Source organism: Paraburkholderia sp. RL18-085-BIA-A, from assembly GCF_046027075.1.
GTDB lineage: Bacteria > Pseudomonadota > Gammaproteobacteria > Burkholderiales > Burkholderiaceae > Paraburkholderia.
In genome coordinates this window covers 105,018-131,024 of sequence record NZ_JARESU010000011.1, presented here as the reverse complement: position 1 = coordinate 131,024, position 26,007 = coordinate 105,018, and the positions used below count along the sequence as shown (strand labels likewise).

The following is a 26,007-nucleotide window of genomic DNA, read 5'->3' as shown; positions in this document are numbered from 1 at the left end:
GCGGCCATACGGCGGCGCGCGGGCTCCACTGAAGACCCAAAACTCCGACTGCGCGCATCAGTAAGCGATTACTGACATAAAGGCAACTAACGGTCAGCCTCGCCAAGCGCTCCCAGATATGATGACGACGTGCCGCATTCAGCCTCCCCGTTCCAATCGTTTTGCAGAATTCAAGGTCACTCGCTCTAACCCATGCCGCCCACCTCACTCGATACCGCACCGAACTCCACGTCCACCGAAGCGGCGCAGCGCCTGCCGACCCTGACGCTCGCCGCCGCGCTTTCGCTAGGCAGCGCGATCGCGCTGGGACTCGCGCGCTTTGCCTACGCGCTGCTGCTGCCGTCGATGAAACTCGACCTCGGCTGGAGCTTCGCTCAAGCCGGCGCGATGAACACGGCCAATGCGCTCGGCTATCTGCTCGGCGCGTTGGCGTTTCCGCGACTCGCGCGCCGCTGGTCGGCCGGCGCGTTGTTCGGCGGCGGTTGCGCGGTCACCGCGCTGCTGATGGCCGGCAGCGGACTGCTCGCCGACACAAATTCGCTGCTCGGGTTGCGGGTGATCACCGGCGTGAGCAGCGCGGCGATCTTTATCAGCGGCGGCGTGCTGGCCGCGCGGCTCGCGTCGGCGCGGCCGCACGACGCGGGACTCGTCCTCGGCTTGTACTACGGCGGCACGGGATGGGGCATCGTGGCGTCGTCGGTGCTGGTGCCGCTGACTATCGTCAACGTCGCGCACGGCTGGCAATTCGCGTGGTTCGCGCTGGCGGCTGCTTGCGCAGTGTTCGCGGCGGTGGCGATCGGCGCGGCGCGCAAAATCGAAAGCGCGCATGTGAGCGCCGCAGCGGCCGCGCGCGGGCCAGGCCCGGCCGCGGGGCTGCATTGGCCGCGTTTCAGCGCCGCGCTGGCGGGCTACGGTTTGTTCGGCGTCGGCTATATCGGCTACATGACGTTCATCGTCGCGCTGCTGCGCAACGCGGGGATGAGCGCGGCGGTCGTGACGGGCTTCTATCTGCTGCTCGGCGTGGCGACGGTGGTGTCGGCGCGCCTGTGGTCCGGGCTGCTCGACCGGATGCGCGGCGGTCAGGCGCTCGCGGTGCTCAACGCGTTGCTCGCCGTCGCGACGCTGCTGCCCGCGTTGTTCGCGCAGCCGTGGGTGGCGTTCGTGTCGGGGCTGCTGTTCGGCGCGACGTTTCTGTCGGCGGTCGCGTCGACTACGGCGTTCGTGCGCCACAATCTGCCCGCGAGCCACTGGGCCAAAGGCATCAGCGCGTTCACGATCGTGTTCGCGTTTGGACAGATCGTCGGGCCGATTGTGATCGGCTGGGTGTCGGACGGCGCGGGTCTTGCGCGAGGTCTCGTTTATTCGGCGTTGCTGCTGGTGGCCGGCGCCGTGCTGGCCGCTTGTCAGAAGCCGTTGCGTGAAGCGTGAGCCGGTCTTCCGGCTACACCAACTTCACCAACGGCACCGATGTCACTATTCAGCAAGCACGCGGGGTCCTGGTTGATGTACGCACAGCATTGCTTTAACTGCCGATCCGCTGATGAATCGCCTCGCAATGACGGACGAGCGCGCGACGCGATAGCACGTAGCGCTTTAACGGCGTGTCGATGTCGTAGAAATAGATGTTGGCGATGAAGCCATAGATCGCCGCGTCGATAGTGGTTGCAGCGGGGCCGAAGACAAACCCGCTGTCGCCGAGCAGATCGGCGACGACGCGTAGATCGTCGATGCCCCGCGCGTACACCTGTTCCGGCTCGTAGCGGCCAATGCCTTGATAGTGATAACGCAAGCGGTTGTATTCACGCGCCGCTTCGAGATCGTTCGCCCGCACCTCGGCGTGCGTGGCAAGAATGGCGTCGCGGAACGACGGCCAGAAGCGGTCGTCGCGCCAACGTGAAAAGCTCATCGACCAGTAGAGATCGTCGAGCGTTCGCCGCACCAGGAAGTCGAGATTCAATTGTCCGGTCGAAAGCGCGCGGTCGATCTGTAGATCGTAGCGGGCTTTCAAATGCGCGATGATGCGGTCGCTGTCGCCGATCGTATCGTCGCCATCGACCAGATACGGGAGTTGGCCGCGCGGAGCGAGGCTTGTATCGAGGATATGCCGGTGCTCGAAGTTCATCGCGCACAACTTCATGAACGCGAACACCTTCAGGCCGAACGGATTGTTATCGGCTACGCCGAACAGGTCCGGATACGAATACAGAGTGAGCATCAGATTCTCCCCGCGAGAAGTGGCAATTCACAGCGAAGTCGCTTAATGCGAACATGGCGCGGCGGATGACGAGCACGTCAATCGTTACGATACTCTCACGCTTGCGCAATATAACGGCATGAATTTCATGGCGCGCTGCCGGTAGCAGGCCGGAATGAATGTTCTGTGCGAGAACGTCACTCGATGCGCATTAAGCACACATCCACACGTGCCTATAATGATCTCGCCGCGCCGTCCACGATTCGAGGCAGCGTCGCAGTCCTCACGACCCTCGGTAGCATCTGTACCGTCTTCGCATGATTGCTTGCCGAGCATGGGTCGCACGAGTGCGATGTCGAAGTCGCCGCCTGCGTCGATACAAGCCGCACCGCCTTTTTGTACCGCAATGTATCTACGCGGTTAGCCGGTACATAACGTTGCATTGCCCGTATTTGCGGACACAAGCCCGATACGTCAGCGGGGTCTAATACCTCCAGGCCAGACAATCTGGCTTTGCAGAACAGAACGCAAACAGGTGTTTGCGGCAATCAATTCTCTAGAGGTGCAAATCATGAAACTCGTTCAATCGCTTATCGTCGCCGCCGTCGTCGCTATTCCCGCTTTGTCGTTCGCGCAGTCGAACCAGCCGCTTACTCGTGCCGATGTCCGCGCGCAACTGGTCGAGTTGCAGCGCGCCGGCTACAACCCCGCCAGCGATCAGACTCAATATCCGAAGAACATCGAAGCGGCGCAGGCACGCCTGAATGCGCAACAAAGCCTGTCCGCGTCGTCGTACGGTGGTTCGACGGCCGGCACTTCGGCATCGGGTTCGCGTGACGCGCAGCCGGATGTTATCGGCCTCGGCCCGGTTTACGCGAAGCCGTAACCAGTGATGCGGTTGGCCGGTCGCGCCTTTCGACGCGCCAGTCGACCGTTTCAATCCGTGCCACGGCAGCCGCCGCGGTACGTCACGCCGGGCTTCACGATGAAGAGCCCGCTTCCTATAGTGAGAACTACGTCATAAGGAGAATAGCCATGTCGGATCAGATCAATGTGCGGCGTCGCCGTCTGCTAGGGACCACCATTGCAGGCGTCAGTCTGCTGGAGTTGGGTCTGAGCGGACTCGCTCACGCGCAGTCCAATGCAACGGCGGGCAGCGTGAAGACGGCGGGTGTCGCGTCGTTCGGGCCGATTCGGCAGATCAACGCCGGCACGCTGAGCATCGGTTATGCGCAAGCGGGTCCGCAGAACGGACCGGTCGTCATTCTGCTGCACGGCTGGCCCTACGACATCCACAGCTTCGCGGAAGTCACGCCGTTGCTGGTGGCTGCGGGCTACCGGGTGATCGTGCCGTATCTGCGCGGCTATGGGTCGACGCGGTTCCTCTCCGCGGATACGCCGCGCAACGGCCAGCAGGCGGTGGTCGCGGTGGACATCATCGCGTTGATGGACGCGCTGAAAATCGACAAGGCGGTGCTGGGCGGGTTCGACTGGGGCGCGCGCACGGTGAACATCATCGCGGCGCTGTGGCCGGAGCGATGCAAGGCAATGGTGTCGGTGAGCGGCTACCTGATCGGCAGTCAGGAAGCGAACCGCGCGCCACTGCCGCCGAAGGCGGAACTGACGTGGTGGTACCAGTTCTATTTCGCCACGGAGCGCGGCTACGCGGGCTATGAAGCGAACCGGCACGACTTCAACAAGCTGATCTGGCACACGGCGTCGCCGAAATGGGATTTCGACGATGCGACGTTCGAGCGCTCGGCGCAGTCGTTCAACAATCCGGATCATGTGGCGGTGGTGATTCACAACTACCGGTGGCGCCTGGGGCTGGTCCAGGGGGAGCCGCAATACGACGAACTGGAAAAGCGTCTGGCGATGGCGCCGACGATCGGGGTGCCGACCATCACGATGGAAGGCGATGCGAACGGCGCGGCGCATCCCGATCCGGCTGCGTACGCGAAGAAATTCACGGGCCGGTATCAGCACCGCAACCTCAGCGGCGGCATTGGACACAACCTGCCGCAGGAAGCGCCGAAGGCATTTGCCGACGCGATCGTCGATGTCGCGCGGCTTTAGTGCGTCGCGTCGACGCCAACCACGACGTGTTTCAATCGCCTGAAGGAAACCTGGATGCGATCGATTTGGACTGCACGCGCACTCGCTCAAATGACACTTCTGTTTTGCGCGTTATCCGGCGAGATGATGGTGCAGGGCGTTCAACCGGCGAAGTCGAAACGGCGACGATTTCCGGCCAGCCTACGACTGGTACAGGTGATGGTGAAAAACTCGCGTCACTATGCGTCGACCGGCGGCTGGCGCTTCGACCGGATCATCAACGGACAGCCGGTGGATCTGGCGCAGCATCAGACGTGTTTCGCGTGTCAAGAGTCGTGACTAGGTCTTTACGCGATTTGCACCGTAACGTTGCGATTGCCTGGTTGTTTGCGGGACGGGTCGGCGTTGGCGATTCGTGTCCGGCATTGGCGTGAAATTAGCGCGAAAAGAGTCGCGATGAGTGGAGGTATCGCTCATCGCGATTTTTTTTGCGCTCGCGCTAAAGCGGTGCGACACGGCTGCAATGTTTCACGGCGACCTTAATTGGAAATTATCCATCGACTTTCAGGCGCATCCGCGGCACGCGATACGCAGACAATGCATGAGGGCGGCAACTCAGCGTGTTGCCTGATTCGCTCCAGAAATTGTCCGGTGGACAAATGGGATACGGCAAATCGGCTGCGGAAGCCTCTGACGTTTTCAGGCAAAGCGCGCTATGTGGGCAGTCATCTCGGTGGCAGCGAACCCCCGCCAGACCGAGATTTGCAGATGCTGTGCATGCGTAACTGCAATATCAGCGACGCTTGCTCGATTCGCAACGCACATCGCTGTCGAGATATGTACGGCAGGCTTGGCTCGACCGCGGGTGAGAGCCGCGATGGCGAATCACGCCGGACTCCAGGTATCGCGGGAGTGATCTAAAGAATTGGGTTTCGCCGCTCAGCTTCCGATGCAGAGACGGACGTTGATTTGAAAGCGTGGACGACAAAATAAAGCGGCGCACTCACTGGAGCGCGCCGCCAAGTCTCACGAAGAAGAGGAAAAGCTATTGTGCTGAACTCCCAGCCAGCCATCCGGCGTCAGGCAATAGCACGCAGCAGACCTTAGACAATCGTAACGACAACGTCGATATTCCCGCGCGTCGCTTTCGAGTACGGACACGTCTGGTGTGCCATATCTGCCAGAGCCCGTGCGACTTCGCGATCGACACCCGGCAGATTGACGTTCAGACGCGCCTGCAAGAAATAAGCGTCGCCGGCCATCGCCAGATCGATCTCTGCATCGACGGCGGTGTCGTGCGGCAGCGCGACTTTCATCTTCTTCGCAGCGATCCCCATTGCGCCGATGAAGCAAGCCGACCAGCCCGCGGCGAGCATCTGCTCCGGATTCGTGCCGGCCGCGGCACTGCTGGGCGACGAGAGCTTCACGTCCAGCCGACCATCGGAACTGCGGGACGCGCCCTCACGGCCGCCGGTGGTGTGGGTCTTGCCGGTGTACAACACTTTATCGAGTTGGGTCATGATGAATATCCTTGATCGATTGATTTAGTGATGGGAGTAAGCGGAGTGGGGCGCGTTGAACGCAACGCGCGCACCCGACTGGGAAACCGTATCGCGCACACCGCCATAGGACTGCGCGGCCGCGTCGGCATCGACGCTGGCGATCGCTTGCGGCTGTTCGGCGCGAACCGTCTGTGCGCTTTGGCCGCGTTGCGATGCGGGTGCGCCTGCGAGCGGATCGTAGTGCGGCGCGGGACCATAGCCGCTGCTGGCGAAAGCGGGAGACACGACAACGGCACTGGCAACGAGCGACGCCGCGATAAGGAGATGCTTGATCATGATGAGACCTCGAAACGGGATGTGGAAAAGTGATGGTGTTCTACACGCCGCTCCGGATGTGTCGCATCAGATGGCGTCATCCGGAGCGCAGCGATTGGCAATGAGGGGTGCTCAGCTTCCCTGGTAGAGCTGCTTAAGGGCCGCGAGCTGGCCGTCTTTCTGGGCGTGCACCAGTTCCTGACGAACCTCCTGACGGGTTTTCGCCGTTGCGCCGCTGTGGTCAGGCGTCCATTGCTGCGTCTGCTGAATGTTCAATTTGTCTGCGTTTGCATCGACCGAAGTGGTGGCGTAAGCGGATGCTGTCGCGGCGAATGCGGCGAGAGCCAAAGCGATCATCGAAACTTTCATGTCGTTCTCCAGAAACTGGGTAAGAGGCAAATAGGAAAAAGGCGTCGGTTTGGCCGAGAGGCGAGCCGCATTCGATTGAGGTTCGCGGCAAGGTGTTTCTCAGCGTCCGTCGTTGATGCATTAGAACCGGCTGAGGTATCCGGCTTGTGTCGCGAGGGCGGACTATTGCAATGCTGTGTATCAGTGCGATCGGCAGATACATTGCGATACAAATCCGCGGTTCCGGCTACTGTCCGCCGCGCACGTCTATTCATGGCGCTGCGCGTCGACACCGTGCTTGCAGAACGCAGGCGTACATAAAAACGGGCCGAAGCAATGTCACACTCGCCTCGGCCCGTCCAGACATCACAGCAAAAACGAGGCATCAATCCTTTTGCGCGAGCAGAGCCTGAATCGCGGCTTCCGTTTGCGCGTAGTCGCCTTCACCGAAATGCGTATAGGCAACCTTGCCTCTCTTGTCGAGCAGATAAAACGCGGGCCAGTACTGGTTGTTGTAAGCGCTCCACGTTGCGTACTGGTTGTCCTGCGCCACCGGATAAGTGATACCGAAGCGCTTGATCGCGGTCTTGACGTTGTCGGTATTGCGCTCGAACGGATATTCGGGCGTGTGCACGCCGATCACCGCCAGGCCTTGATCCTTGTATTTCTGGTTCCAGGCTTTCACATGCGGCAGGGTATTGATGCAATTAATACAGGTGTACGTCCAGAAGTCGACCAGCACGACCTTGCCTCGCAATTGCTGAAGCGTGACCGGGTCGCTGTTCAGCCATTTCGAAATGCCGGTGAATTCCGGTGCGGGCGGGCCGTCCTTCAACGGCGCGGCGAGAGCGGCGGTGCCGGTGGCCGCCGTGGCGGCAAAGGTGGCGGCAATGGCGAGTGTCTTGAGTTGGGAGAGCATGTCAGAGTCCTTTGAGGGCGGGAAAGAGCGCGGCGATCCGCGCGTAAATCAGAACGTCGTATTGCAGATAGATCGCGAGTGCGGTCAGCATCACGAGCACGCCGAACACCTGTTGCAGGCGGTGCGCATGGCGCGACACCACTCGTACCCGTTGCGTCACGTAATGCCCGCCGTAGATGATCGCGAGCATTGGAATGGCCGCGCCGATCGCATACAACGTAAGCAGCAGCGCCGACCATCCGAGGTCCTGCGCTTTGACCACCAGCACCAGGATCGAAGCGAGTACGGGCCCGGCGCACGGTGTCCACACCGCGCCCAGCGACATGCCGAGCACGAAGCCGCCCGCGTTGCCGCTGCCGGGTTGCACGCCCGGCGCGATCGCGGCGCCGATGCGCTCCAGCGGTCCCTGCACTTGCGCAACGAGCCAGTCGTAGGGACGCGGCCACAGGCGCAGCAGTCCGGACAGCGCGAGCAACGCGATGCCGGTATTGCGCAGCACTTGCTGCGCGACGTGCACCGTGCTGGATACGGCGCCCAGCAGCATCGCAAACGATGCGAACGTGATGATGAATCCGGCGACAATGAACAGCGGCCGCGCGCGGCCAGGCTGCTCGACCGAGGTGCCGAGCAGGATCGGCATGACTGGCAGAATGCACGGAGAGGCAATGGTGAGCAGCCCGGCCAGCAGGGCGAGCGGCGTTTCAAAGGTGCTGTGCATGATGGACTTTCCGTTGGCTGGTATGGCCGTATTGGAACGTCCGCGCGTATCTGGCTTATGTCGGCAATGCGTGCGCTTGCAATGTTTTGTGTCTGCCGGAGGTCGAGATACACTGCGACACAATTCGCCGTACAAGCCAGGCTATAAAGCAGGCATGCCAGAACTATGGTGCATCCGGTGCGTGATTCGCCGCTTCATACGAGCCGGGTGCCGATGAAACACCACGAGAGATGACGCACAGATGGACACTACCGACCACGTACTGATCGTCGACGACGACCGCGGCATTCGCGAATTGCTCGCCGGCTACCTCGAGAAGAACGGCATCCGGGTTTCACTCGCCGCCAACGGCCGCCAGATGCGCGCCGCGTTGGACCAGGGCGCGCCCGATCTGATCGTGCTGGATCTGATGCTGCCGGACGAAGACGGACTGGTGCTGTGCCGCGAATTGCGCGCCGGCAAATTCCGCACTGTGCCCATCCTGATGCTCACCGCCCGCGACGAGGAAGCGGACCGGATTCTCGGTCTGGAAATGGGCGCCGACGACTACCTGACCAAACCGTTTGCCGCGCGCGAACTGCTCGCGCGGATTCGCTCGGTGCTGCGCCGCGCACGCATGCTGCCGCCCGGCATGCAGGTGACGGAGTCTGTGCAAATGCTGGAATTCGGCGATTGGCGGCTCGACACCACGGCGCGCCACCTGCTCGATGCCGAAGGCACGATGGTTGCGTTGAGCGGCGCCGAGTACCGTTTGCTGCGCGTGTTTCTCGATCACCCGCAGCGGGTGCTGACGCGCGATCAATTGCTCAATCTGACGCAGGGCCGCCAGGCTGATCAGTTCGACCGCTCGATCGACCTGATGGTGAGCCGCTTGCGCCAACGCCTGCGCGATGTCGCGCGCGAGCCGCGCTACATCAAGACGCTGCGCAGCGAGGGCTATGTGTTTTCGGCCGCCGTGATCGCCATCGGGGACCCGGAATGAACACGCGATCCTGGGTGCATTGGCCTCGCACATTGTTCGCGCGGCTCGCGATGATTCTGTTCGTCGGCCTCGCGCTGGCGCAGACGCTGTCGTTCTGGCTCACGATGACCGAACGAGACCAGACCATGACCAACGTGATGATGGGCTACATCGAACGCGAGGTTGCGAGTTCGGTGGCGCTGCTCGATCACTTGCCGCCCGACCAGCGCGCGCAGTGGCTGCCGCGTCTCGCGCGGCGCAGCTATGAGTTCGTTCTCGGGCCGGGCGTTTCTGGTAGGCCGGTCGATGCGGGTCTGTCGGCGCGCGTTGCGCAATCCATTGGCAACGGCATCGGCACTAATTATCCGTTGACGGTGAACGCGGTCCCCGGCGATCGCGAACGCCTCCAGGTTCATCTGAAACTGAGCGACGGCACGCCGCTGACGATCGATATGCGGCCGATGCCGGGCACGCCGCTGTCGCGCTGGCTGCCGCTCGTGCTGCTGGTGCAATTGATCGTGCTGGCCGGCTGCTGCTGGCTGGCGGTGCGGCTCGTGACGCGTCCGCTGCATCAGCTCGCAGTGGCGGCCGATGCGCTGGGCCCGGACCTGAAAGCGAGCCGGCTGCCTGAAGAGGGACCTTCGGAAATCGCGCGGGCGGCACGTGCTTTCAATGCGATGCAGGACCGCATCTCAACCTATATGACCGAACGCATGCAGATCCTGGCGGCGATCTCGCACGACTTGCAAACGCCGATCACGCGCATGCGCTTGCGCGTCGACGTGATGGACGACGACCCGGAAGCCGCGAAGCTCAGACAAGACCTGCACGAGATGCAGGCGCTGGTCAAAGAGGGCGTCACCTACGCGCGGACGATGCACGGCACCACCGAGATGCCGTGCCGGATCGACCCTGATGCGCTATTCGACAGCCTGGTTTGCGACTACGTCGACGCCGGCCAGCCAGTGTCTCTGCAAGGCCGCTTCGGCACGTCGCTGACGACGCGCCCACAGGCGTTGCGCCGCATCGTGGGCAATCTCGTCGACAACGCGCTGAAGTTCGGCGGCTCAGCGGAGATCAACATCGCTGACGTGCACGACGGGCAGACCACGGTCAGCGTGCTCGATCGCGGCCCCGGCATACCGGACGAGTCGCTGGAAGCGGTGTTCGAGCCGTTCGCGCGGCTGGAAACGTCGCGCAATCGCCAGACCGGCGGAACGGGGCTCGGTCTCGCTATCGCACGGCAACTCGCGCTTGCCATGGACGCGACGCTTTCGCTGCATAACCGTGTGAGCGGCGGGCTCGAAGCGAGGTTGACGCTAAGGAATCTGAGTTAGGGAGCACGTTGGCTTGCTGGCGATGGCGCCGTGCGGCGCGACCGCGTGGCGGCTAATCCGGCATCACCAAACTCAGCCTCGACCTCGTTGACGCGCCTTACGCTTGCGCGGTTCATTCGCCTGCGGCGCCGCGAACATCGGCATGCGCTGCTGAATCCATCTGAGCAGTTCCAGCGGACCGGGCGCGAGCGGCCGGTCCGCTTTGACCAGTACTCGTGCTTGCGCGCCTTCGAACAGCGGATGCGCGATCGGCACCGTGGTCAGTTCGCCGCTCGCCAGTTCACGGTACGCGGCGAACTCGCCGATCAGCGTCATGAAGTTATCCGCAGTCACGAATCGCTTCAACGCGCCTAGTGAGTTCGTGGTCAGCGTCGGGCGGATCGTGATGTTCTCAGCCAGCTCCGCCATCTTCACGACATGGCCGATGCCGAAGGTCGGTGGCATCAGCGCGAGCGGGTACGCGCTCAGATCGCCGATGCCAGCCGGTCCTTTTCTTTGGGCGAGAGGGTGATCGCTTCTCACGAGCAGCACCACGGGTTGAAGCGAACTCGCGCGATACTCGATGCGCGCATGCGGCGGCGGGTTGTACGCGAGCCCGATATGCGCGCGGCTTTCCGCGACTTCGTCCAGGATCGCGTCGACGGCCAGCATGTCCATGCCGATGGTCAGTTTCGGATACTGGGCACAGAACGGCGCAAGCACATCGTCGACCAGCGTATCGACATAGCCCTCGCTGACGGCCAGTTGAATATGCCCTTGCTGAAGACCTTTTAGCGCGTGCAACTGATCTTCGAGCTTTTCCTGCTGTGACCGGTAGCCTTGCCAGAACTCCAGCAAATGCGCTGCCGCTTCCGTCGGCTTGACGCCTCGCGCCTGACGCTCGAATAGCGTCGTTCCCAATTCGTCTTCGAGCAGCTTGATTTGCCGCGTGATCACGGACGGCGACGTATTGATGTTGTCCGCGGCGCCACGAATGGTGCCGTGCGTCAGTACTTCGTTGAAGTATCGAAGGCGTTGCTGATTGATCTCTCGCATTTTTCATCGCTCCCGCGTGCTTGCTGCGTTGCTCACAGAGCAACGATATGTGAACTTAGTTGCTCTTGCTATCAGTGTTTTGCCCTGCCACCATCAATTCAAACCTGACGAACAGGTCCAGTGAAGGGAACAGGAGACAAGCAATGTCAGCAATCCATCCATCAACAGCCGGCGACGCCGCCTCAGCGCTCTATAGCAAGCTCAACTGGCGGCTGCTGCCGTTTCTGGTCGCCTGCTACATGTTTGCGTATCTGGATCGCGTCAATGTCGGCTTTGCCAAAATCCAGATGCAAAGCGATCTGGGCTTCTCCGACGCGGCTTACGGCGTCGGCGCCGGCATCTTCTTTCTCGGCTACGTCCTCTTTGAAATACCGAGCAATCTCATGCTGCCGCGAATCGGCGCACGTCTGACCTTCAGCCGGATTCTCGTGTTGTGGGGTATCACGTCGGCATGCATGCTGTTCGTGCAGAACGTGTCGGCGTTCTACGCGATGCGTTTTCTGCTCGGCGTTTTCGAAGCGGGCTTTGCACCGGGCATGATCTATTACCTGTCGTGCTGGTACGGACCGGCGCGCATGGCGCGGGCAATCGCGCTGGTGTTCGCGGCCGGCCCATTGGGCGGGATCATCGGCGGTCCGACGTCGGCATGGCTGATGACGGCGCTCTCCGGCGTATGGGGATTGGCCGGCTGGCAGTGGATGTTCCTCGTCGAAGGAATCCCCTGCGTTGCGCTCGGCCTGCTCACGCTGCGCGTTTTGTCGGATCGGCCTGCGGACGCCGCCTGGTTGAGCGACGACGAAAAGCTGCTGCTGGAGCGCGAATCCGCGCCGACTCATCACCGCGCCGATTCATTCAAGGACGTGTTGCGCAGCCCGCGAGTCTATGTGCTCGCCATCGCTTACTTCAGCCTGATTTTTCCGATCTACGCGATCAGCTTCTGGCTGCCGACCCTGCTGAAAGACCAAGGCGTCGACGACACGATCCGTCTTGGCTGGTATGTCGCGATTCCCTACCTGGCGGCGGCCTTCGGCATGTACTTCGCGGGGCGCCGCTCGGACCGGGTGGGCGAGCGCCGCTATCACTGTGCGATTCCCGCACTAGCCGCCGCGGCGTGTCTGATCGCTGCGATCTTCTCCGATGGAAGCCTGACGCTGACGCTCGTCTCGATGACGGCTGCAACTGCATGTCTGTGGATGGCCTATACGGTCTTCTGGGCGATTCCGTCGCAACTCGTGGAAGGCACCGCGGCGGCGGGCGGCATCGCGCTGATCAACACCGTCGGGTTGTCCGGCGGATTCTGGGGCCCCGCCGTGTTCGGCTGGACCAGGACGTGGACCGGGAACATGCATATGGGTCTCGTCGTCATGGCGTGTACCGCGATGGTGTCGGCCATTCTGATTTTGACGGGCAAGCTGACGCTGGCGAAAAAACCGGTCTGAAGAATCCTGCAGTCAGATGAACGCCGGCGCGCGTCGAATCCAGAGCCGCGCGCTGTCTTGAACAAACTCTCGGAGAGTAGAGAACATGAAAATCCTGATCGCCGGTTTCCAGCATGAAACCAATACGTTCGCGCCGACCAAAGCCTCTTATGCGAGCTTCATTCAAGGCGAGGGCTTTCCGCCGCTGGCGCGCGGCGTCGATGTGATGGCGCTGCGCGACGTCAACGTGCCGATCGGCGGCTTCATCAAAGCAGCGCAAGCGTGCGGGCACGATCTGCTTCCGGTGATCTGGGCCGGCGCCAGCGCATCCGCACATGTCACGACCGATGCGTTCGAACGGATCGGCGGCGAGATTCTCGAAGCGGTGGTGAAGGGCGGCTTCGATGCCATCTATCTCGACTTGCACGGCGCGATGGTCACCGAGCAGTTCGATGATGGCGAAGGCGAGATTCTGGAGCGGGTGCGCCGGATCGTCGGCGACGACATGCCGGTGGTCGTGTCGCTGGATCTTCATGCGAACGTCACCGGGCGCATGGTCAAACACGCGAGCGCGCTGGTGGCGTATCGCACCTATCCTCACGTCGATATGGCCGAGACGGGCGAACGAGCTGCGCGCATTCTCGAACGGCTGGTGGCCGAAGGCCGGCCGTTGCATTGCGCGTTGCGTCGCGCGCCGTTTCTGATTCCCGTGAATGGGATGTGTACGCTGGTGCAGCCGGCGCGCGACATGTACGGCCTGCTGGCGTCGCTCGAAGAAGATCCGGTGGTGTCGCTGTCGTTCGCGCCCGGTTTTCCGGCCGCCGATTTTCCCGAGTGCGGGCCGACGGTGTGGGCGTATTCGTTCAGCAAGGCAGCCGCCGATCGCGCGGCCGATGCATTGTTTTCAAAACTCGCCGGCGACGAAGCGCACTGGGACGTGCCGTTCCTGACGCCGGATCAGGCGGCGCGCGAGGCGATCGAAGTGAGCCGCACCGCTGCGAAGCCGGTCATCGTCGCGGATACGCAGGACAACCCCGGCGTGGGCGGCGATTCGAACACAATGGGCATGGTGCGCGCGTTGCTGCGCAATGGCGCGGCGAATGCGGCGGTGGGCGTGATCTGGGATGCGGACGCCGCCGCGGCCGCACATCGGGCCGGGGTCGGCGCGCGGATTTCGGTGCCTTTGGGTGGCCGTTCCGGTGTGCCAGGTGACGCGCCGCTCGAAGCGGTGTTCGAGGTCGAGCATCTGTCGGACGGCCGCTTCCGTTTCGATGGTCCGATGCTCAACGGCATGCACGGCGAGCTCGGCCAGGTTGCATGCTTGAGGATCGAGGGTGTCAGGATCGCGGTCAGCTCGATCAAGATGCAAGTGTTCGATCGCAACCTGTTCCGGGTCGCGGGGATCGAGCCCGAACAGATGAAAGTCCTCGTGCTGAAAAGCTCGGTTCATTTTCGTGCGGACTTCGAAGCGATTGCCGACGCGATTCTCGTGGCAAAAGCGCCCGGTCCGATGGCCGCCGACCCGGCCGACCTGCCCTGGCAGCGTTTGCATCCCGAGATTCGCGTGCGGCCGCTGGGACCGTCGTTCGAGTCGTTGCACACCGTCACCCTCTGACTTTAGCAAGGAGAATAGCCATGTCGGATCAGATCAATGTGCGGCGTCGCCGTCTGCTAGGGACCACCATTGCAGGCGTCAGTCTGCTGGAGTTGGGTCTGAGCGGACTCGCTCACGCGCAGTCCAATGCAACGGCCGGCAGTGTGAAGACGGCGGGCGTCGCGTCGTTCGGGCCGATTCGGCAGATCAACGCCGGCACGCTGAGCATCGGTTATGCGCAAGCGGGTCCGCAGAACGGACCAGTCGTCATTCTGCTGCACGGTTGGCCTTACGACATCCACAGCTTCGCGGAAGTCACGCCGTTGCTGGTGGCTGCGGGCTACCGGGTGATCGTGCCGTATCTGCGCGGCTATGGGTCGACGCGGTTCCTCTCCGCCGATACGCCGCGCAACGGCCAGCAGGCGGTGGTCGCGGTGGACATCATCGCGTTGATGGACGCGCTGAAAATCGACAAGGCGGTGCTGGGCGGGTTCGACTGGGGCGCGCGCACGGTGAACATCATCGCGGCGCTGTGGCCCGAGCGATGCAAGGCGATGGTGTCGGTGAGCGGCTACCTGATCGGCAGTCAGGAGGCGAACCGCGCGCCACTGCCGCCGAAGGCGGAACTGACGTGGTGGTACCAGTTCTATTTCGCCACGGAGCGCGGCTACGCGGGCTATGAAGCGAACCGGCACGACTTCAACAAGCTGATCTGGCACACGGCGTCGCCGAAATGGGATTTCGACGATGCGACGTTCGAGCGCTCGGCGCAGTCGTTCAACAATCCGGATCATGTGGCGGTGGTGATTCACAACTACCGGTGGCGCCTGGGGCTGGTCCAGGGGGAGCTGCAATACGACGAACTGGAAAAGCGTCTGGCGATGGCGCCGACGATCGGGGTGCCGACCATCACGATGGAAGGCGATGCGAACGGCGCGGCGCATCCCGATCCGGCTGCGTACGCGAAGAAATTCACGGGCCGGTATCAGCACCGCAACCTCAGCGGCGGCATTGGACACAACCTGCCGCAGGAAGCGCCGAAGGCATTTGCCGACGCGATCATCGATGTCGCGCGCTTTACATGACGTGTGCGTGCCATTGACTACCGAATTGCCGTTCGGAATTCCCGAGCGGCTTTTTTGTATCCCAGTGTATCTGGCCGGTACTCAGACAAACAAGCTTGCATTAACGGCACTCACGAAAACACTCCAGATACGTCGGCGGGTTCAAATATCTACACGCAAGGTTGATTCGCAACAGTGCGTTTGCATCAGGCAGGACATGACGGCGGACCTTTTTTAACCACGTCGCGTTCAGCTCAATCCTTGAACTTTGCATACCCTGATATCCGGAGAAAACTCATGAAACTCGTTCAATCGCTTATCGTCGCCGCGCTGGTTGCCGTCCCCGTCGTTTCGTTTGCACAGGCACAACAGCCGCTGACCCGCGCCGAAGTGCGCGCGGAACTGGTCCAGTTGCAGAAGGCCGGCTACAACGCGGCGGGCGACGAAGCCCACTACCCGAGCAACCTTGAAGCCGCGCAGGCCCGCATCAATGCCGAGGGCGGTTCGGCCGCCGCGGCGTATGGCGGTGTCGCAAAGGACAGTTCGGCCTCGGGTTCGCATGCGCCGATGAGCCATGCAAAGGCGAGCACTTCGGAAGTGATCGGCCTCGGCGACATCTACGCGCATTCGTAATCGCTATCACGCGCTCTCATGCGCTGTATTATGCCGGCCGTCCGCGTGCTTTCACCGGACGGCCGATTCAATACCGTTTTCATCCTGTCGAGACATAGACAATGACCACGTTTCTCAAGAAGTGCCTCGGGTCCGCATTGCTGCTTGGTGGACTGTGCATGTTGCAGGCTTCGCACGCCGCGCCGCCTCAGGATCTGAAGGGCAAGAACGTCGTGCTCGTGCATGGCGCATTCGCCGACGGCTCCAGTTGGGACAAGGTGATTCCGCTGCTCGAAGCGCGCGGGCTTCACGTGGTGGCGGTGCAGAACCCGCTGAGTTCGCTGGCCGATGATGTGTCGGCGACCAAACGTGTGATCGATCAGCAGGCGGGCCCGGTCATCCTGGTCGGCCATTCGTGGGGCGGCGTCGTGGTCAGCGAGGCGGGCAACGACGACAAGGTCAAGAGTCTCGTCTACGTGGCGGCGTTCGCGCCCGACAGCGGGCAGTCCATCGCCGACATGACGAAAGGCGCGCCGGCGCCTGTCTGGGCGAGCGAGCTGCGCAAGGACGCCGCCGGTTACCTGACGCTTTCGACGAAAGCAGTGCTCGACGATTTCGCGCAGGACCTGCCGTTGCCGGAGAAGCGTTTGATCGCCGCGACGCAGGCGCCGTGGGCTGCCGGCTGCATCGAGGCGAAGGTGACCAAAGCGGCGTGGCACGACAAGCCGTCGTACTTCGTGATCTCGGGTCAGGACCGGATGATCGATCCGAACCTGCAGCGGAAGATGGCCGCGAATATCGACGCGAAAGTGACGCGCGTGAATGCGAGCCATGTCGCGATGGTGAGCCAGCCGAAGGCCGTTGCCGATGCGATCATCGCCGCGTCGCGGTCCGCGCAATAACGCTCGGTACGAGTGGCGGACTTTGGCGCACCGGCACGTCAGATCGCAATCGACGGAATGCTCTTCATGCAGCGCAGCGCGAACATCGAGCGGCTGTGACGAATGCCGGCGATCTTGTACAGCTTCTCACGCAGGAACCGTTCGTAGCCGGCCGTGCCGTCGACCGCCACTTTGACCAGATAGTCGTAGTCACCCGAGACCAGATACGCTTCGAGCACTTCGGACAGCGTCGCCAGTTCGGCGCCGAAGCGGGCGAGCGCGTCGTCGTCGTGACGGTCGAGCGTGACTTCGAGCAGCACCACGTCCGCGAAGCCGAGCTTCTGCTGATCGAGCAAGGCGACATAGCCGCGGATATACCCTTCGGTTTCCAGTTGGCGCGTGCGATTCCAGCACGCGGTGGTCGACATGCCGACCAGTTCGGCAAGCTCGGCGTTGCTCAGCCGGGCGTTCTTCTGCAGCTCACGCATGATCTTGCGATCCAGGTTGTCGAGCGGGCGTTTTCGGGCAGTCATGGACCGGTTCGGAAGTTTGTTCTGGAAAAGGCGATTCTATAGGAACATTGTTCCGCAGAGGATCGGTTAGGTAATGCCTTTAAGAAGCCTATCCAGCCGGCGTCCGGGTATATTTTCAGCGTGCATTCATGCCCGGGACGACCATCCGGGCCGCGGGCTCCAGGTTACGCGGCCTTGCGCGGCCACAAGCTGCCATCCGGTGTCTCGCCGCCTTCACAGGAAGGCGGCACGCGGGCGAATTCCGGCGCCATCAGTGCCGGAAGGCGCGCTCGCCGGGCATGGACGCATGTTCCTGACCGATGCTTGCTCTGAGGATAGTCCGCGCTCCCCACTGCCCGAAGCTCGTGTGTTTCGGCAACGCGCATGGGCATGCAGTAACCACATGCCTACCGATGCCGATCCAGCTGTACGTTTCATTTCTTGTTGCGTCTCTCGTTCTCGTCTACTCCCCCGGTCCGGTCAACGTACTGACGATGAGCCGAGCATTCAGCGCCGGTTGGCGCGCGGCATTGCCCTGCATATGGGGCGGCACCTGTGCCGTGCTTTTGCAACTGGCTTTCACCGCGCTGTGCCTGAGCTCGTTGTTGCTGATCGACGAACGCGCATTGATCGCGCTGCGCTGGGCCGGCGCGATCTATCTGGTCTATCTCGGCTGCAAGCAATGGCTCAGCGGCAGTCTGGCGAGTCCCGCGGCGAGCGATCAGCAACGAAGCATGTTCTGGCGCGGCTTCGCGACTTCGGGACTCAACCCGAAAACGCTGCTGTTTTTTCCGTCGTTTTTCCCGCAGTTCATCAGCACGGCTTCGAGTGACGCGCACTGGTCCGCGAATCAGCAATACTTGTTGCTGGCCGCCACGTTTGCATTGGTGTTCGCGTTGGGCGGCGCGTGCACCGCGATTTTCTCGCACCGCTTGCGCACGGTTCTGCAAAGGGCGAAGCGGCTGCGCGTCGTGAATCGGTTGATGGGCGGCTTACTGGTCGGCATGGGTGCGCTGATGGCGGCGGTACGCTGATTCGAGCAATCGCATACCGCCGGCCGTGCCGCGTTCCGTTGCGCCGCTAATCGCTGAACGCGGAGGCTTCGGCCCGATCAGCCTCGTTTAATGGGCGCTTTAATCGGGCTCTGTACTGCGACATTGCGGTACACGTCGCGGCAAAATTGCATGCTGTTGCCATGCGTGCCGTTGACGGCCGACGTGATGTGCACGGTTCCTTCGACCGGTTGAGGCGGAGTTGGATTGATGAGTGCGGCGTCGATCGCAAATGGATCGGTTGGCGGCGCGCGCATGATGCCGATGCCCTTGATCGTCACAGTGAGGCTGGGATCGGGCACACGCGGCCCGTGGCTCGCGGCGACGTTGAAATTGACGTTGAGCGTCCAGAAACCCTCGTGAATATTCTGATCAATGATGATGGCCTTCACCACATCCTGATGCGACAGTGTGTACTCGTTGTTTGCCATCGGTCCCTCCTTCCTCGTGCGCGCTCGCGCACGTGTGCAGAAATGGCATTTTGCGGACTGCTGACATTAGTTTTACGCGCTATTTTCCGCAGTGCAAAGGGAAAAGGCGCGAGTGCCGAACGAGCAGCGCGAAGCCTGCGTGGACTAGTGCAGACATGCGAAAGGCGACGCCCAAAACACGGGCGTCGCCTCTCATGCAGCCGTCGATCGAACTGCATCGCAATAGGTGGCCGTCGGATCGACGGCATGCGCCTGCGGATGGCGCACGGGTTAATGAAAGATCAGGTACAGGATGACCAGTACGATCAACGGAACGCCAAGCAGCCAGCCGAGTATATAAGGCATGATGTGATCTCCTTTCGTATCGAAGTTTGAATACGATGGTGACTCAGCATCCGCCGTGCCCGACCCGATTCAAATGGCCCTGCGAGGTGCGCGGAAGACACGCAGCGCGCCGCACAAAGCATCACGTCACACAAGCGTGAATCGCCGTTGCGGCGCGATTCGCTGCCTTGCGCATTGCGGCGCCCGAGCGTACGGGCGATCGCAGTCTGTGCTTCATCGTAGCGAGTCGGAACACGTATCAAGCAACCGGCATGGCGCGTAATTCTCGCAGCGTGCCCACGTAGTAGTTTCGTCAAAGGATGGAATTCAGTACAGATTTCAGGGCAGATTAGCGGTGGAGATCGTCGTGATGCTGGCGGGCGTGGTGTCGCGTTATGTGATGCATCAGCCGCTCGTGTGGTCGGATGAACTGGCCGGCATTCTGTTTCTGTGGCTCGCGATGCTCGGCGCGGTGCTCGCGCTAAGATGCGGCGAACACATGCGGATGACCGCTCTCGTCAGCCGCTTGTCGCCGCAGCGGCGCGCATTCGTCGACACGCTCGCGATCGCGGCGTCGATCGCATTGCTCGCGCTATTGGTCGCGCCCGCTTACGACTACGCTTCCGGCGAAGCGGCGATCGTCACCCCCGCGCTGCAAATCAGCAACGCGTGGCGCGCGCTCGCGTTGCCGATCGGCGCGGCGCTGATGCTGCTGGTCGGCCTGATCCGTCTCGCCCATGTGAGTCGGATGCGCGATGTGGTCATCGTGCTCGCGATCGCCGTGCTGCTCGGCGCGGTGGCCGTGTTCGCCGGGCCGTGGTTCCAGACGCTGGGCAAGGTCAATCTCGTGATCTTTTCGTCGGCGTGGTGGCGATCGGCATTTTCTCGGGCGTGCCGATCGGCTTCTCGTTCGCGCTCGCTACGTTCGGTTCTCTCGGCCTTTCCACGTTCACGCCGCTCGAAGTGGTGGTCGGCCGCATGGACGAAGGCATGTCGCATCTGGTGCTGCTCGCCGTGCCGTTGTTCGTGTTCCTCGGCTTGCTGATCGAAATGACCGGCATGGCGCGCGCGATGATCGAATTTCTCGCGAGCCTCGTCGGTCACGTGCATGGCGGCCTGTCGTTCGTGCTGATCGGCGCGATGTATCTGGTGTCAGGCATCTCCGGCTCGAAAGTGGCTGACATGGCGGCGATCGCGCCGGTGCTGTTCCCCGAAATGAAAAAGCGCGGCGCATCCGAAGGCGATCTGGTCGCGCTGCTCGCGACAACCGGCGCGCGAAGCGAAACCATCCCGCCGAGCATCGTGTTGATCACGATCGGCTCGGTCACGGGGCTGTCGATCTCGGCGCTGTTCACCGCCGGCATGCTGCCGGGCGCCGTGCTCGCGCTGATTCTTTGCGTCGTGGTGTGGTGGCGTTATCGGAAGGAAGATCTGAGCGGCGCGCAGCGTTTTACCAGGCGGCAGATCGGCCGGCTGTTCATCGTGTCGGTGCCCGCGCTGGCGTTGCCGTTCGTGATTCGGATGGCGGTGGTCGAAGGCGTGGCGACGGCCACCGAGGTGTCGACCATCGGCATCGCCTATTCGATGCTCGTCGGGCTGCTGGTCTATCGGCGCTTCGAATGGCGGCGGCTCGGCCGCATGCTGGTGGATGCAGCGACCTTGTCGGGCGCGATCCTGTTCATCATCGGCTGCGCGACCGCAATGGCTTGGGCGCTCACGCAGTCCGGCTTCTCGCAGGATCTCGCGCAACTGATGGGCGCGATGCCGGGCGGCGCATACGGTTTTCTCGCGGTGTCGATCGTCGTGTTCGTGATGCTCGGCAGCGTGCTCGAAGGCATTCCCGCGATCGTGCTATTCGGGCCGCTGCTGTTTCCGATCGCGCGGCTCGCAGGTGTGCATGAAGTGCATTACGCGATCGTCGTGATCCTGTCGATGGGCGTCGGCCTCTTTTCGCCGCCGTTCGGCGTCGGCTACTACTCGGCGTGCGCGATCAGCAAGGTGAATCCCGATACGGGAATTCGACCGATCGTCGGGTATATGGGCGCGTTGATCGCGGGCTTGCTGCTGATCGCGGCGATTCCCTGGATTTCGATCGGCTTCCTCTAAGTTTTCTTCACAGGTTCGACACTCGGGCGCTGCATTGCGGCAGCGCCGGGGCGTCGCTCGTCTTTCAAACCCCGCAGCTTCGGGAGAGTTTCATGAGTCGTTTCTTTGGCGAAATCCGGCAGGCAGGCTACGTGGTGCGCGATATCGAAGCCGCGATGGACTACTGGAGCCGTGTGCTCGGCGTGGGCCCGTGGTTCTATAACGAACGCGTGCCGATCGAAAACTACACGTATCGCGGGCAAACGTATGAAGTTCACAACTCGGTCGCGCTGGCGAACTCGGGACTATTGCAGGTCGAGCTGATCCAGACGCGCAACGACGCGCCGTCGATGTATCGCGACTTCCTTGCCGCCGGACATACCGGCTTGCAACACAACGCATACTGGACCACTTCGTTCGACGCGGATCTCGCGCGCCTCAAGGACCAGGGCTTCACGGTGGCGATGAGCGGCGAAGTGGGACGCAACGGGCGCTTCGTCTACTTCGATACGGAAAACCATCCGGGCACGGTGATCGAACTGTCGGAGATCGCGGGGCCGAAGGGCAAGCTGTTCGACATGATCTACGCGGCGTCGCGCGATTGGGACGGCCGCGAGCCGGTGCGCCGCTTTCCTGATCTGGGCACGCTATGAGCGCGATGCAACCGTCGCGGCCACTCGATGACGACACCCTCGAAGCCGACTATCTGATCGAGACGCCGCTGGATCCGGCACGCGTTGCCGATGTGATGGCCGGCGAGCAGTCGAGCGGCACCTTCGTGCGGGTCGCCAACGAAACCGATGCGCTGCGCGCGCGCAGCCGCGCGAGCGTGCTGCGCATCGAGGAACTGGAGGCCGCTACGCAACCGAGCTTGCCGAGCGCCTGGCTTGCGCGGCAACACACGCCGGGGCCGTGGCGGCGCGCGCGCGTCACGCTGGCGTTTCCGCTCGCCAATATCGGCGCGAACCTGCCGACGCTGGCCGCGACCGTCGCGGGCAATCTGTACGACCTCGGCGAAGTCACCGGCATGCGGCTGTTGTCGTTACGTTTGCCCGCTTCCTATCGCGCGCGGTTCGAATTGCCGCGCCATGGCGTGGCGGGCACGCGCGCACTGACGCAAGTGACGGACCGGCCGATGATCGGCACGACCATCAAGCCGAATGTCGGTCTGAGCGTGGCGGAAACGGCGGCGCTCGTGCGCGAACTGTGCGAAGCGGGCGTCGATTTCATCAAGGATGACGAAGTATGCGCGAACCCCGCGCATGCGCCGTTGGCCGAACGCGTGCGCGCGGTGATGGCGCAAGTGCGCGCTTATCGCGAACGCAGCGGCCGGCCCGTGATGGTCGCCTTCAATATCACCGACGACCTCGACGCGATGCGCCGTCATGCGGAACTGGTCGAGCGCGAGGGCGGTGATTGCGTGATGGCGAGCATCAACTGGTGCGGCTTCGCCGCGATCCAGACGCTGCGCCGCGCGACGCCGCTTGTGTTGCACGCGCATCGCAACGGCTACGGGATGATGTCGCGCGATCCGGCGCTCGGCATGTCGTTTCAAGCGTACCAAACGCTGTGGCGATTGACGGGTGTCGATCATGTGCACGTGCACGGCCTCGCCGGCAAATTCGCGCAAAGCGATGCCGAAGTGATCGAGTCGGCGCGCGACTGCGCGACGCCACTCGCCTCGGGTTGCGACGACGCGGTGTTGCCGGCGTTTTCGTCGGGACAGTGGGCCGGCACCGTGCCGGCGACCTTCGACGCGGTGCGCTCCGCCGATCTGCTGTTCATGTCCGGCGGCGGCATTCTCGCGCATCCGGACGGTCCGGCGGCGGGGGTGACGAGCGTACGCCAGGCATGGGCGGCCGTGCAGGCCGGCACGCCGTTGCAGGAGTACGCGCAGCGGATGCCGGAACTGCGGCGCGCATTGGCATTCTTCGGCGGCCACGTGTGAGCGCGGCTCGGGACAGGGACGACATGAGCGAAGTCAGCGACGTGCGCGACACGCGCAACAAAGGTCCGGCCTACGCGTTCTACGGCGACGACTTCACCGGCGCGACCGACACGCTCGCGCACCTCGCCCGCGCCGGCCTGCGCACGATGCTGTTTTTCGCACCGCCGGATGCCGCGCCTCGTTCGATGCTCGGCCAACTCGACGCGGTAGGCGTCGCGGGCGCCGCACGGACGATGCCGCCGCTCGCGCAGCGGCAGGAACTCGCACGCGTCGGCGCTGCGTTCGCCGCGCTCGGCGTGCGGGTGATGCACTACAAGGTGTGCTCGACTTTCGACAGCGCGCCGGAGACCGGCAGCATCGGCGTGGCGCTTCGCACGTTGCGCGAGTATTGCGCGAACGAACTCGTGGCGGTGGTCGGCGGCCAGCCGAATTTGCGGCGCTATTGCGTGTTCGGCGAACTGTTCGCCGCAGCCGGCGCGGACGATCTGCAACGGTCGATCTACCGCATCGACCGTCATCCGACGATGAGCCGTCATCCGGTGACGCCGATGAACGAAGCGGACTTGCGCGTGCATCTGCGGCGCCAGGGGGTCCGGCACGTAGAGTCGATCGACTGGCGTTGCTATGCGGCGGGCGATGCCGCACTGCAATCCGAGGTGAGGCGGCGGCTCGGGTCGAAGCCGGAAGCATTACTGTTCGACGTCCTCGACGACACCCATTTGCAGGCGATTGGCCGCGTGATCGAGTGTCATGCGGCGGCGGCGCCGTTGCTCGCGATCGGTGCGAGCAGCGTCGCGCAGGCGTATGTATCGGCGCTTGATGCACCCGCGGAAACGCCGGCGACGCATGCGGCCGTGCCGTTGTCTCGCGCATGCGGGCCGGTGTTCGTATTGGCCGGCAGTTTGTCGCCGTTGACCGAAGTACAGATCGGCGCAGCGCATTCGTATCTGCGCGTGGAATTGGACCCGCAACAGATGACCGGCGCGTCGGCGTCGGCCTATCTCGCGGGACGTGTGGCGGCGATTGCCGGGCCGTTGCGCGAGGGCCGCAACGTGCTTGCCTACACGGCGCGCCGTGCGGCGGATTCGCTGACGAGGACAAAAACGTCGCACGCGTCGCACGCACAAAACCACGCCGACCCAACGCACTCTGCAACCGCGAGCACCGCGCTCCCCAACCTCGCACAAGCCTGCGCGACGCTGCTACAGCAGGTTCTCAACGCGGTCCCGCTGCAACGCATCGGCATAGCAGGCGGCGATACATCCAGCTTCGCCGTGCGAACGCTCGGCGCATGGGGGCTATCGTATTTCGCGCCGCTCCCGGCGGGCGTGACCGTGTGCCGTCTTCACGCCGGCCGCGCGGAACTCGACGGCATGGAGATCATGCTCAAGGGCGGCCAGATGGGCGACGCGGATCTGTTCGAACAGCTGGTCGAAGGCTATGCAGCCGATCAGCCGATCCACCGCTAACCGTTGTCGGCGAAGCTCGGATACAACGTCATCCCGCCGTCGACGAACAAGGTCGTGCCGACCACGTAGTCGCTTTCATCCGAAGCGAGCCACACGGCGGCCTTGCCGATATCGTCCACGTTGCCCACGCGGCCATAGGGAATCAACTGCAATAGTTTGGCGAGCGCGTCGTCGGAATCCCACGCGTCCTTGTTGATCGGCGTGCGGATCGCGCCGGGCGCTATGGAGTTGACGCGAATGCGCTCCGGTGCGACTTCCTGCGCGAGCGATTTCATGAACATCTGAATGCCGCCTTTGGACGCCGCGTAATTAACGTGCCCGGCCCACGGAATCACTTCGTGAACCGAACTCATGCAGATGATCTTGCCCAACGCTTTGGATACGGGCGTAGGCCCGCGTCGGCGAAATTCCTTGACGGCTGCCTGGCTCGTCAGGAATTGGCCGGTCAGATTGGTCGATAACACGGTTTGCCAATCGTCCAGCGTCATCTCGGCGAACGCGCTGTCTTTCTGCAAGCCGGCATTCGCCACCACGATATCGACACTGCCGAAACGCGCACGGCACGCATCGAACATCGCCTCCACCTGCGCGGGATCGGCCACGTTGGCTCGATGCGCGAACGCTGCGCCGCCGGCTTTCTCGATCTCGCTGGCGAGCTGCTCCGCTCCTTCGGGATGCGAATGATAATTCAGCGCCACGGCCGCGCCTACCTTCGCCAGCGCTTTTGCGACGCCATGGCCAATGCCGGAACTGGCGCCCGTGATCAACGCAACCTGATTGGCGAGTAACTTTTCCATGGCATGCTCCGGCGTGACAGGGTGTGCCGGGACTCTGAACGTGACGCCGCCGCCGGCTCCCATGCGACGCATCGCATGGGAGCCGGCGGCTGGACTGAGTTGAGCCTCGCTAGGGATCGGCTCGCGTTGGCTATATTGCGCCGGCAATCGTTGGCTATATTACGCCGGCAATCAGCAGCACGATTACCACGATCAGGACAACGCCGAGCCCGCCGGTCGGACCGTAGCCCCACGAACGGCTGTGCGGCCACGACGGAAATGCGCCGATGAGCAGAAGAATCAGCACGATCAGAAGAATAGTTCCCACCATATGAATGACCTCCGCCTGGTTGACAAGGACCTGTCTTCACTGACGCCGCTTGTGGCGGCGGCAGGCTGAAAACAGTACCGCTGCCCTTGTCGAGCAAACCGCATGCCCAGCACGACGTATCGAACG

At 62.8% G+C, this 26,007-nt stretch carries 25 protein-coding genes and 2 pseudogenes; 16 read left to right on the top strand and 11 right to left on the bottom strand.

The features are described from left to right. Positions 1–192 precede the first annotated feature (192 nt). The gene (locus tag P0D89_RS10790; protein ID WP_408356235.1) at positions 193–1,428 is read left to right on the top strand and encodes a YbfB/YjiJ family MFS transporter; all 1,236 of its coding nucleotides are present in this window, start codon (positions 193–195) and stop codon (positions 1,426–1,428) included. A gap of 94 nt (positions 1,429–1,522) precedes the next feature. Here P0D89_RS10790 and P0D89_RS10785 read toward each other — a convergent pair whose 3' ends face one another. Beyond that, on the bottom strand, positions 1,523–2,215 hold the full coding sequence (locus P0D89_RS10785) for a glutathione S-transferase C-terminal domain-containing protein (protein ID WP_408356237.1): 693 nt from the start codon (positions 2,213–2,215) through the stop codon (positions 1,523–1,525). 550 nt (positions 2,216–2,765) lie between these two features. On the opposite strand from P0D89_RS10785, the gene P0D89_RS10780 reads away from it, so the two are divergent. The 3 genes and pseudogenes from P0D89_RS10780 to P0D89_RS10770 form a co-directional block, all read left to right on the top strand. After that, entirely contained in the window at positions 2,766–3,080 is a 315-nt protein-coding gene (locus P0D89_RS10780; protein ID WP_408356239.1) for a DUF4148 domain-containing protein, read from the top strand. A 149-nt stretch (positions 3,081–3,229) separates the two neighbouring features. Beyond that, on the top strand, positions 3,230–4,270 hold the full coding sequence (locus P0D89_RS10775) for an alpha/beta fold hydrolase (RefSeq protein ID WP_408376517.1): 1,041 nt from the start codon (positions 3,230–3,232) through the stop codon (positions 4,268–4,270). A 155-nt stretch (positions 4,271–4,425) separates the two neighbouring features. Next, positions 4,426–4,588 (top strand): annotated as a pseudogene (locus P0D89_RS10770) (cytochrome P460 family protein); the annotation flags it as partial. A gap of 764 nt (positions 4,589–5,352) precedes the next feature. Here the strand turns inward: P0D89_RS10770 and P0D89_RS10765 are convergent. The 5 genes from P0D89_RS10765 to P0D89_RS10745 all read right to left on the bottom strand — a co-directional run bounded on the left by P0D89_RS10765 (position 5,353) and on the right by P0D89_RS10745 (position 8,051). Continuing rightward, on the bottom strand, positions 5,353–5,769 hold the full coding sequence (locus P0D89_RS10765) for an organic hydroperoxide resistance protein (protein ID WP_408356243.1): 417 nt from the start codon (positions 5,767–5,769) through the stop codon (positions 5,353–5,355). 24 nt (positions 5,770–5,793) lie between these two features. After that, a complete protein-coding gene (locus P0D89_RS10760; protein ID WP_408356245.1) occupies positions 5,794–6,087 on the bottom strand; it encodes a hypothetical protein in 294 nt (97 codons plus the stop codon). A gap of 111 nt (positions 6,088–6,198) precedes the next feature. Next, positions 6,199–6,435 (bottom strand): DUF4148 domain-containing protein, encoded by a 237-nt coding sequence (locus P0D89_RS10755; protein WP_408356247.1) that lies wholly within the window; start codon positions 6,433–6,435, stop codon positions 6,199–6,201. Between the two features lie 364 nt (positions 6,436–6,799). Then, positions 6,800–7,333: a thioredoxin family protein gene (locus tag P0D89_RS10750; RefSeq protein ID WP_408356249.1), complete on the bottom strand. Its 534-nt coding sequence runs from the start codon at positions 7,331–7,333 to the stop codon at positions 6,800–6,802. A 1-nt stretch (position 7,334) separates the two neighbouring features. Beyond that, positions 7,335–8,051: a cytochrome c biogenesis CcdA family protein gene (locus tag P0D89_RS10745; protein ID WP_408356251.1), complete on the bottom strand. Its 717-nt coding sequence runs from the start codon at positions 8,049–8,051 to the stop codon at positions 7,335–7,337. 241 nt (positions 8,052–8,292) lie between these two features. Between P0D89_RS10745 and P0D89_RS10740 the strand changes: the two genes are divergently transcribed. Together P0D89_RS10740 and P0D89_RS10735 are read left to right on the top strand one after the other, a co-directional pair. After that, positions 8,293–9,033 carry a response regulator gene (locus P0D89_RS10740; protein ID WP_408356254.1) on the top strand — a complete coding sequence of 247 codons (741 nt, stop codon included), beginning with the start codon at positions 8,293–8,295 and terminating at the stop codon, positions 9,031–9,033. After that, entirely contained in the window at positions 9,030–10,349 is a 1,320-nt protein-coding gene (locus P0D89_RS10735) for an ATP-binding protein (RefSeq protein WP_408356256.1), read from the top strand. The genes P0D89_RS10740 and P0D89_RS10735 overlap by 4 nt, the downstream gene beginning before the upstream one ends. A 72-nt stretch (positions 10,350–10,421) precedes the next feature. Here the strand turns inward: P0D89_RS10735 and P0D89_RS10730 are convergent, their stop codons facing one another. Beyond that, a complete protein-coding gene (locus P0D89_RS10730; RefSeq protein WP_408376516.1) occupies positions 10,422–11,384 on the bottom strand; it encodes a LysR family transcriptional regulator in 963 nt (320 codons plus the stop codon). A gap of 143 nt (positions 11,385–11,527) precedes the next feature. Here P0D89_RS10730 and P0D89_RS10725 point away from each other — a divergent pair, with 143 nt between their 5' ends. The 5 genes from P0D89_RS10725 to P0D89_RS10705 all read left to right on the top strand — a co-directional run bounded on the left by P0D89_RS10725 (position 11,528) and on the right by P0D89_RS10705 (position 16,974). Further along, positions 11,528–12,823 carry an MFS transporter gene (locus P0D89_RS10725; RefSeq protein ID WP_408376515.1) on the top strand — a complete coding sequence of 432 codons (1,296 nt, stop codon included), beginning with the start codon at positions 11,528–11,530 and terminating at the stop codon, positions 12,821–12,823. Between the two features lie 85 nt (positions 12,824–12,908). Beyond that, a complete protein-coding gene (locus tag P0D89_RS10720; protein ID WP_408356262.1) occupies positions 12,909–14,417 on the top strand; it encodes a M81 family metallopeptidase in 1,509 nt (502 codons plus the stop codon). 20 nt (positions 14,418–14,437) lie between these two features. Continuing rightward, entirely contained in the window at positions 14,438–15,481 is a 1,044-nt protein-coding gene (locus P0D89_RS10715; RefSeq protein WP_408356264.1) for an alpha/beta fold hydrolase, read from the top strand. A 276-nt stretch (positions 15,482–15,757) separates the two neighbouring features. Then, positions 15,758–16,093 carry a DUF4148 domain-containing protein gene (locus tag P0D89_RS10710; protein ID WP_408356266.1) on the top strand — a complete coding sequence of 112 codons (336 nt, stop codon included), beginning with the start codon at positions 15,758–15,760 and terminating at the stop codon, positions 16,091–16,093. A gap of 101 nt (positions 16,094–16,194) precedes the next feature. Next, on the top strand, positions 16,195–16,974 hold the full coding sequence (locus P0D89_RS10705) for an alpha/beta fold hydrolase (protein ID WP_408356268.1): 780 nt from the start codon (positions 16,195–16,197) through the stop codon (positions 16,972–16,974). A gap of 38 nt (positions 16,975–17,012) precedes the next feature. Here the strand turns inward: P0D89_RS10705 and P0D89_RS10700 are convergent, their stop codons facing one another. Next, positions 17,013–17,486: an Lrp/AsnC family transcriptional regulator gene (locus tag P0D89_RS10700; RefSeq protein ID WP_408356270.1), complete on the bottom strand. Its 474-nt coding sequence runs from the start codon at positions 17,484–17,486 to the stop codon at positions 17,013–17,015. 392 nt (positions 17,487–17,878) lie between these two features. Here P0D89_RS10700 and P0D89_RS10695 point away from each other — a divergent pair, with 392 nt between their 5' ends. Next, positions 17,879–18,499 carry a LysE family translocator gene (locus P0D89_RS10695; protein WP_408356272.1) on the top strand — a complete coding sequence of 207 codons (621 nt, stop codon included), beginning with the start codon at positions 17,879–17,881 and terminating at the stop codon, positions 18,497–18,499. A gap of 77 nt (positions 18,500–18,576) precedes the next feature. On the opposite strand, the gene P0D89_RS10690 is transcribed toward P0D89_RS10695, so the two are convergent. Beyond that, positions 18,577–18,909 (bottom strand): hypothetical protein, encoded by a 333-nt coding sequence (locus P0D89_RS10690; RefSeq protein WP_408376513.1) that lies wholly within the window; start codon positions 18,907–18,909, stop codon positions 18,577–18,579. Between the two features lie 733 nt (positions 18,910–19,642). Here P0D89_RS10690 and P0D89_RS10685 point away from each other — a divergent pair. The 4 genes and pseudogenes from P0D89_RS10685 (at position 19,643) to P0D89_RS10670 (ending at position 24,774) form a co-directional block, all read left to right on the top strand. Then, positions 19,643–21,378, top strand: a pseudogene (locus tag P0D89_RS10685) (TRAP transporter large permease). 92 nt (positions 21,379–21,470) lie between these two features. Then, entirely contained in the window at positions 21,471–22,010 is a 540-nt protein-coding gene (locus P0D89_RS10680; protein ID WP_408356276.1) for a VOC family protein, read from the top strand. Beyond that, complete coding sequence (locus tag P0D89_RS10675; protein WP_408356278.1) at positions 22,007–23,305, top strand: ribulose-bisphosphate carboxylase large subunit family protein; 1,299 nt, start codon at positions 22,007–22,009, stop codon at positions 23,303–23,305. Before P0D89_RS10680 ends, P0D89_RS10675 begins: the two co-directional genes overlap by 4 nt. 23 nt (positions 23,306–23,328) lie before the next feature. Further along, positions 23,329–24,774 carry a four-carbon acid sugar kinase family protein gene (locus P0D89_RS10670; RefSeq protein ID WP_408356280.1) on the top strand — a complete coding sequence of 482 codons (1,446 nt, stop codon included), beginning with the start codon at positions 23,329–23,331 and terminating at the stop codon, positions 24,772–24,774. Here P0D89_RS10670 and P0D89_RS10665 read toward each other — a convergent pair. Together P0D89_RS10665 and P0D89_RS10660 are read right to left on the bottom strand one after the other, a co-directional pair. Continuing rightward, positions 24,771–25,571 (bottom strand): SDR family oxidoreductase, encoded by an 801-nt coding sequence (locus P0D89_RS10665; protein WP_408356282.1) that lies wholly within the window; start codon positions 25,569–25,571, stop codon positions 24,771–24,773. The genes P0D89_RS10670 and P0D89_RS10665 overlap by 4 nt on opposite strands. Positions 25,572–25,725: 154 nt before the next feature. Next, complete coding sequence (locus P0D89_RS10660; protein WP_408356284.1) at positions 25,726–25,881, bottom strand: DUF3309 family protein; 156 nt, start codon at positions 25,879–25,881, stop codon at positions 25,726–25,728. Positions 25,882–26,007 lie beyond the last annotated feature (126 nt).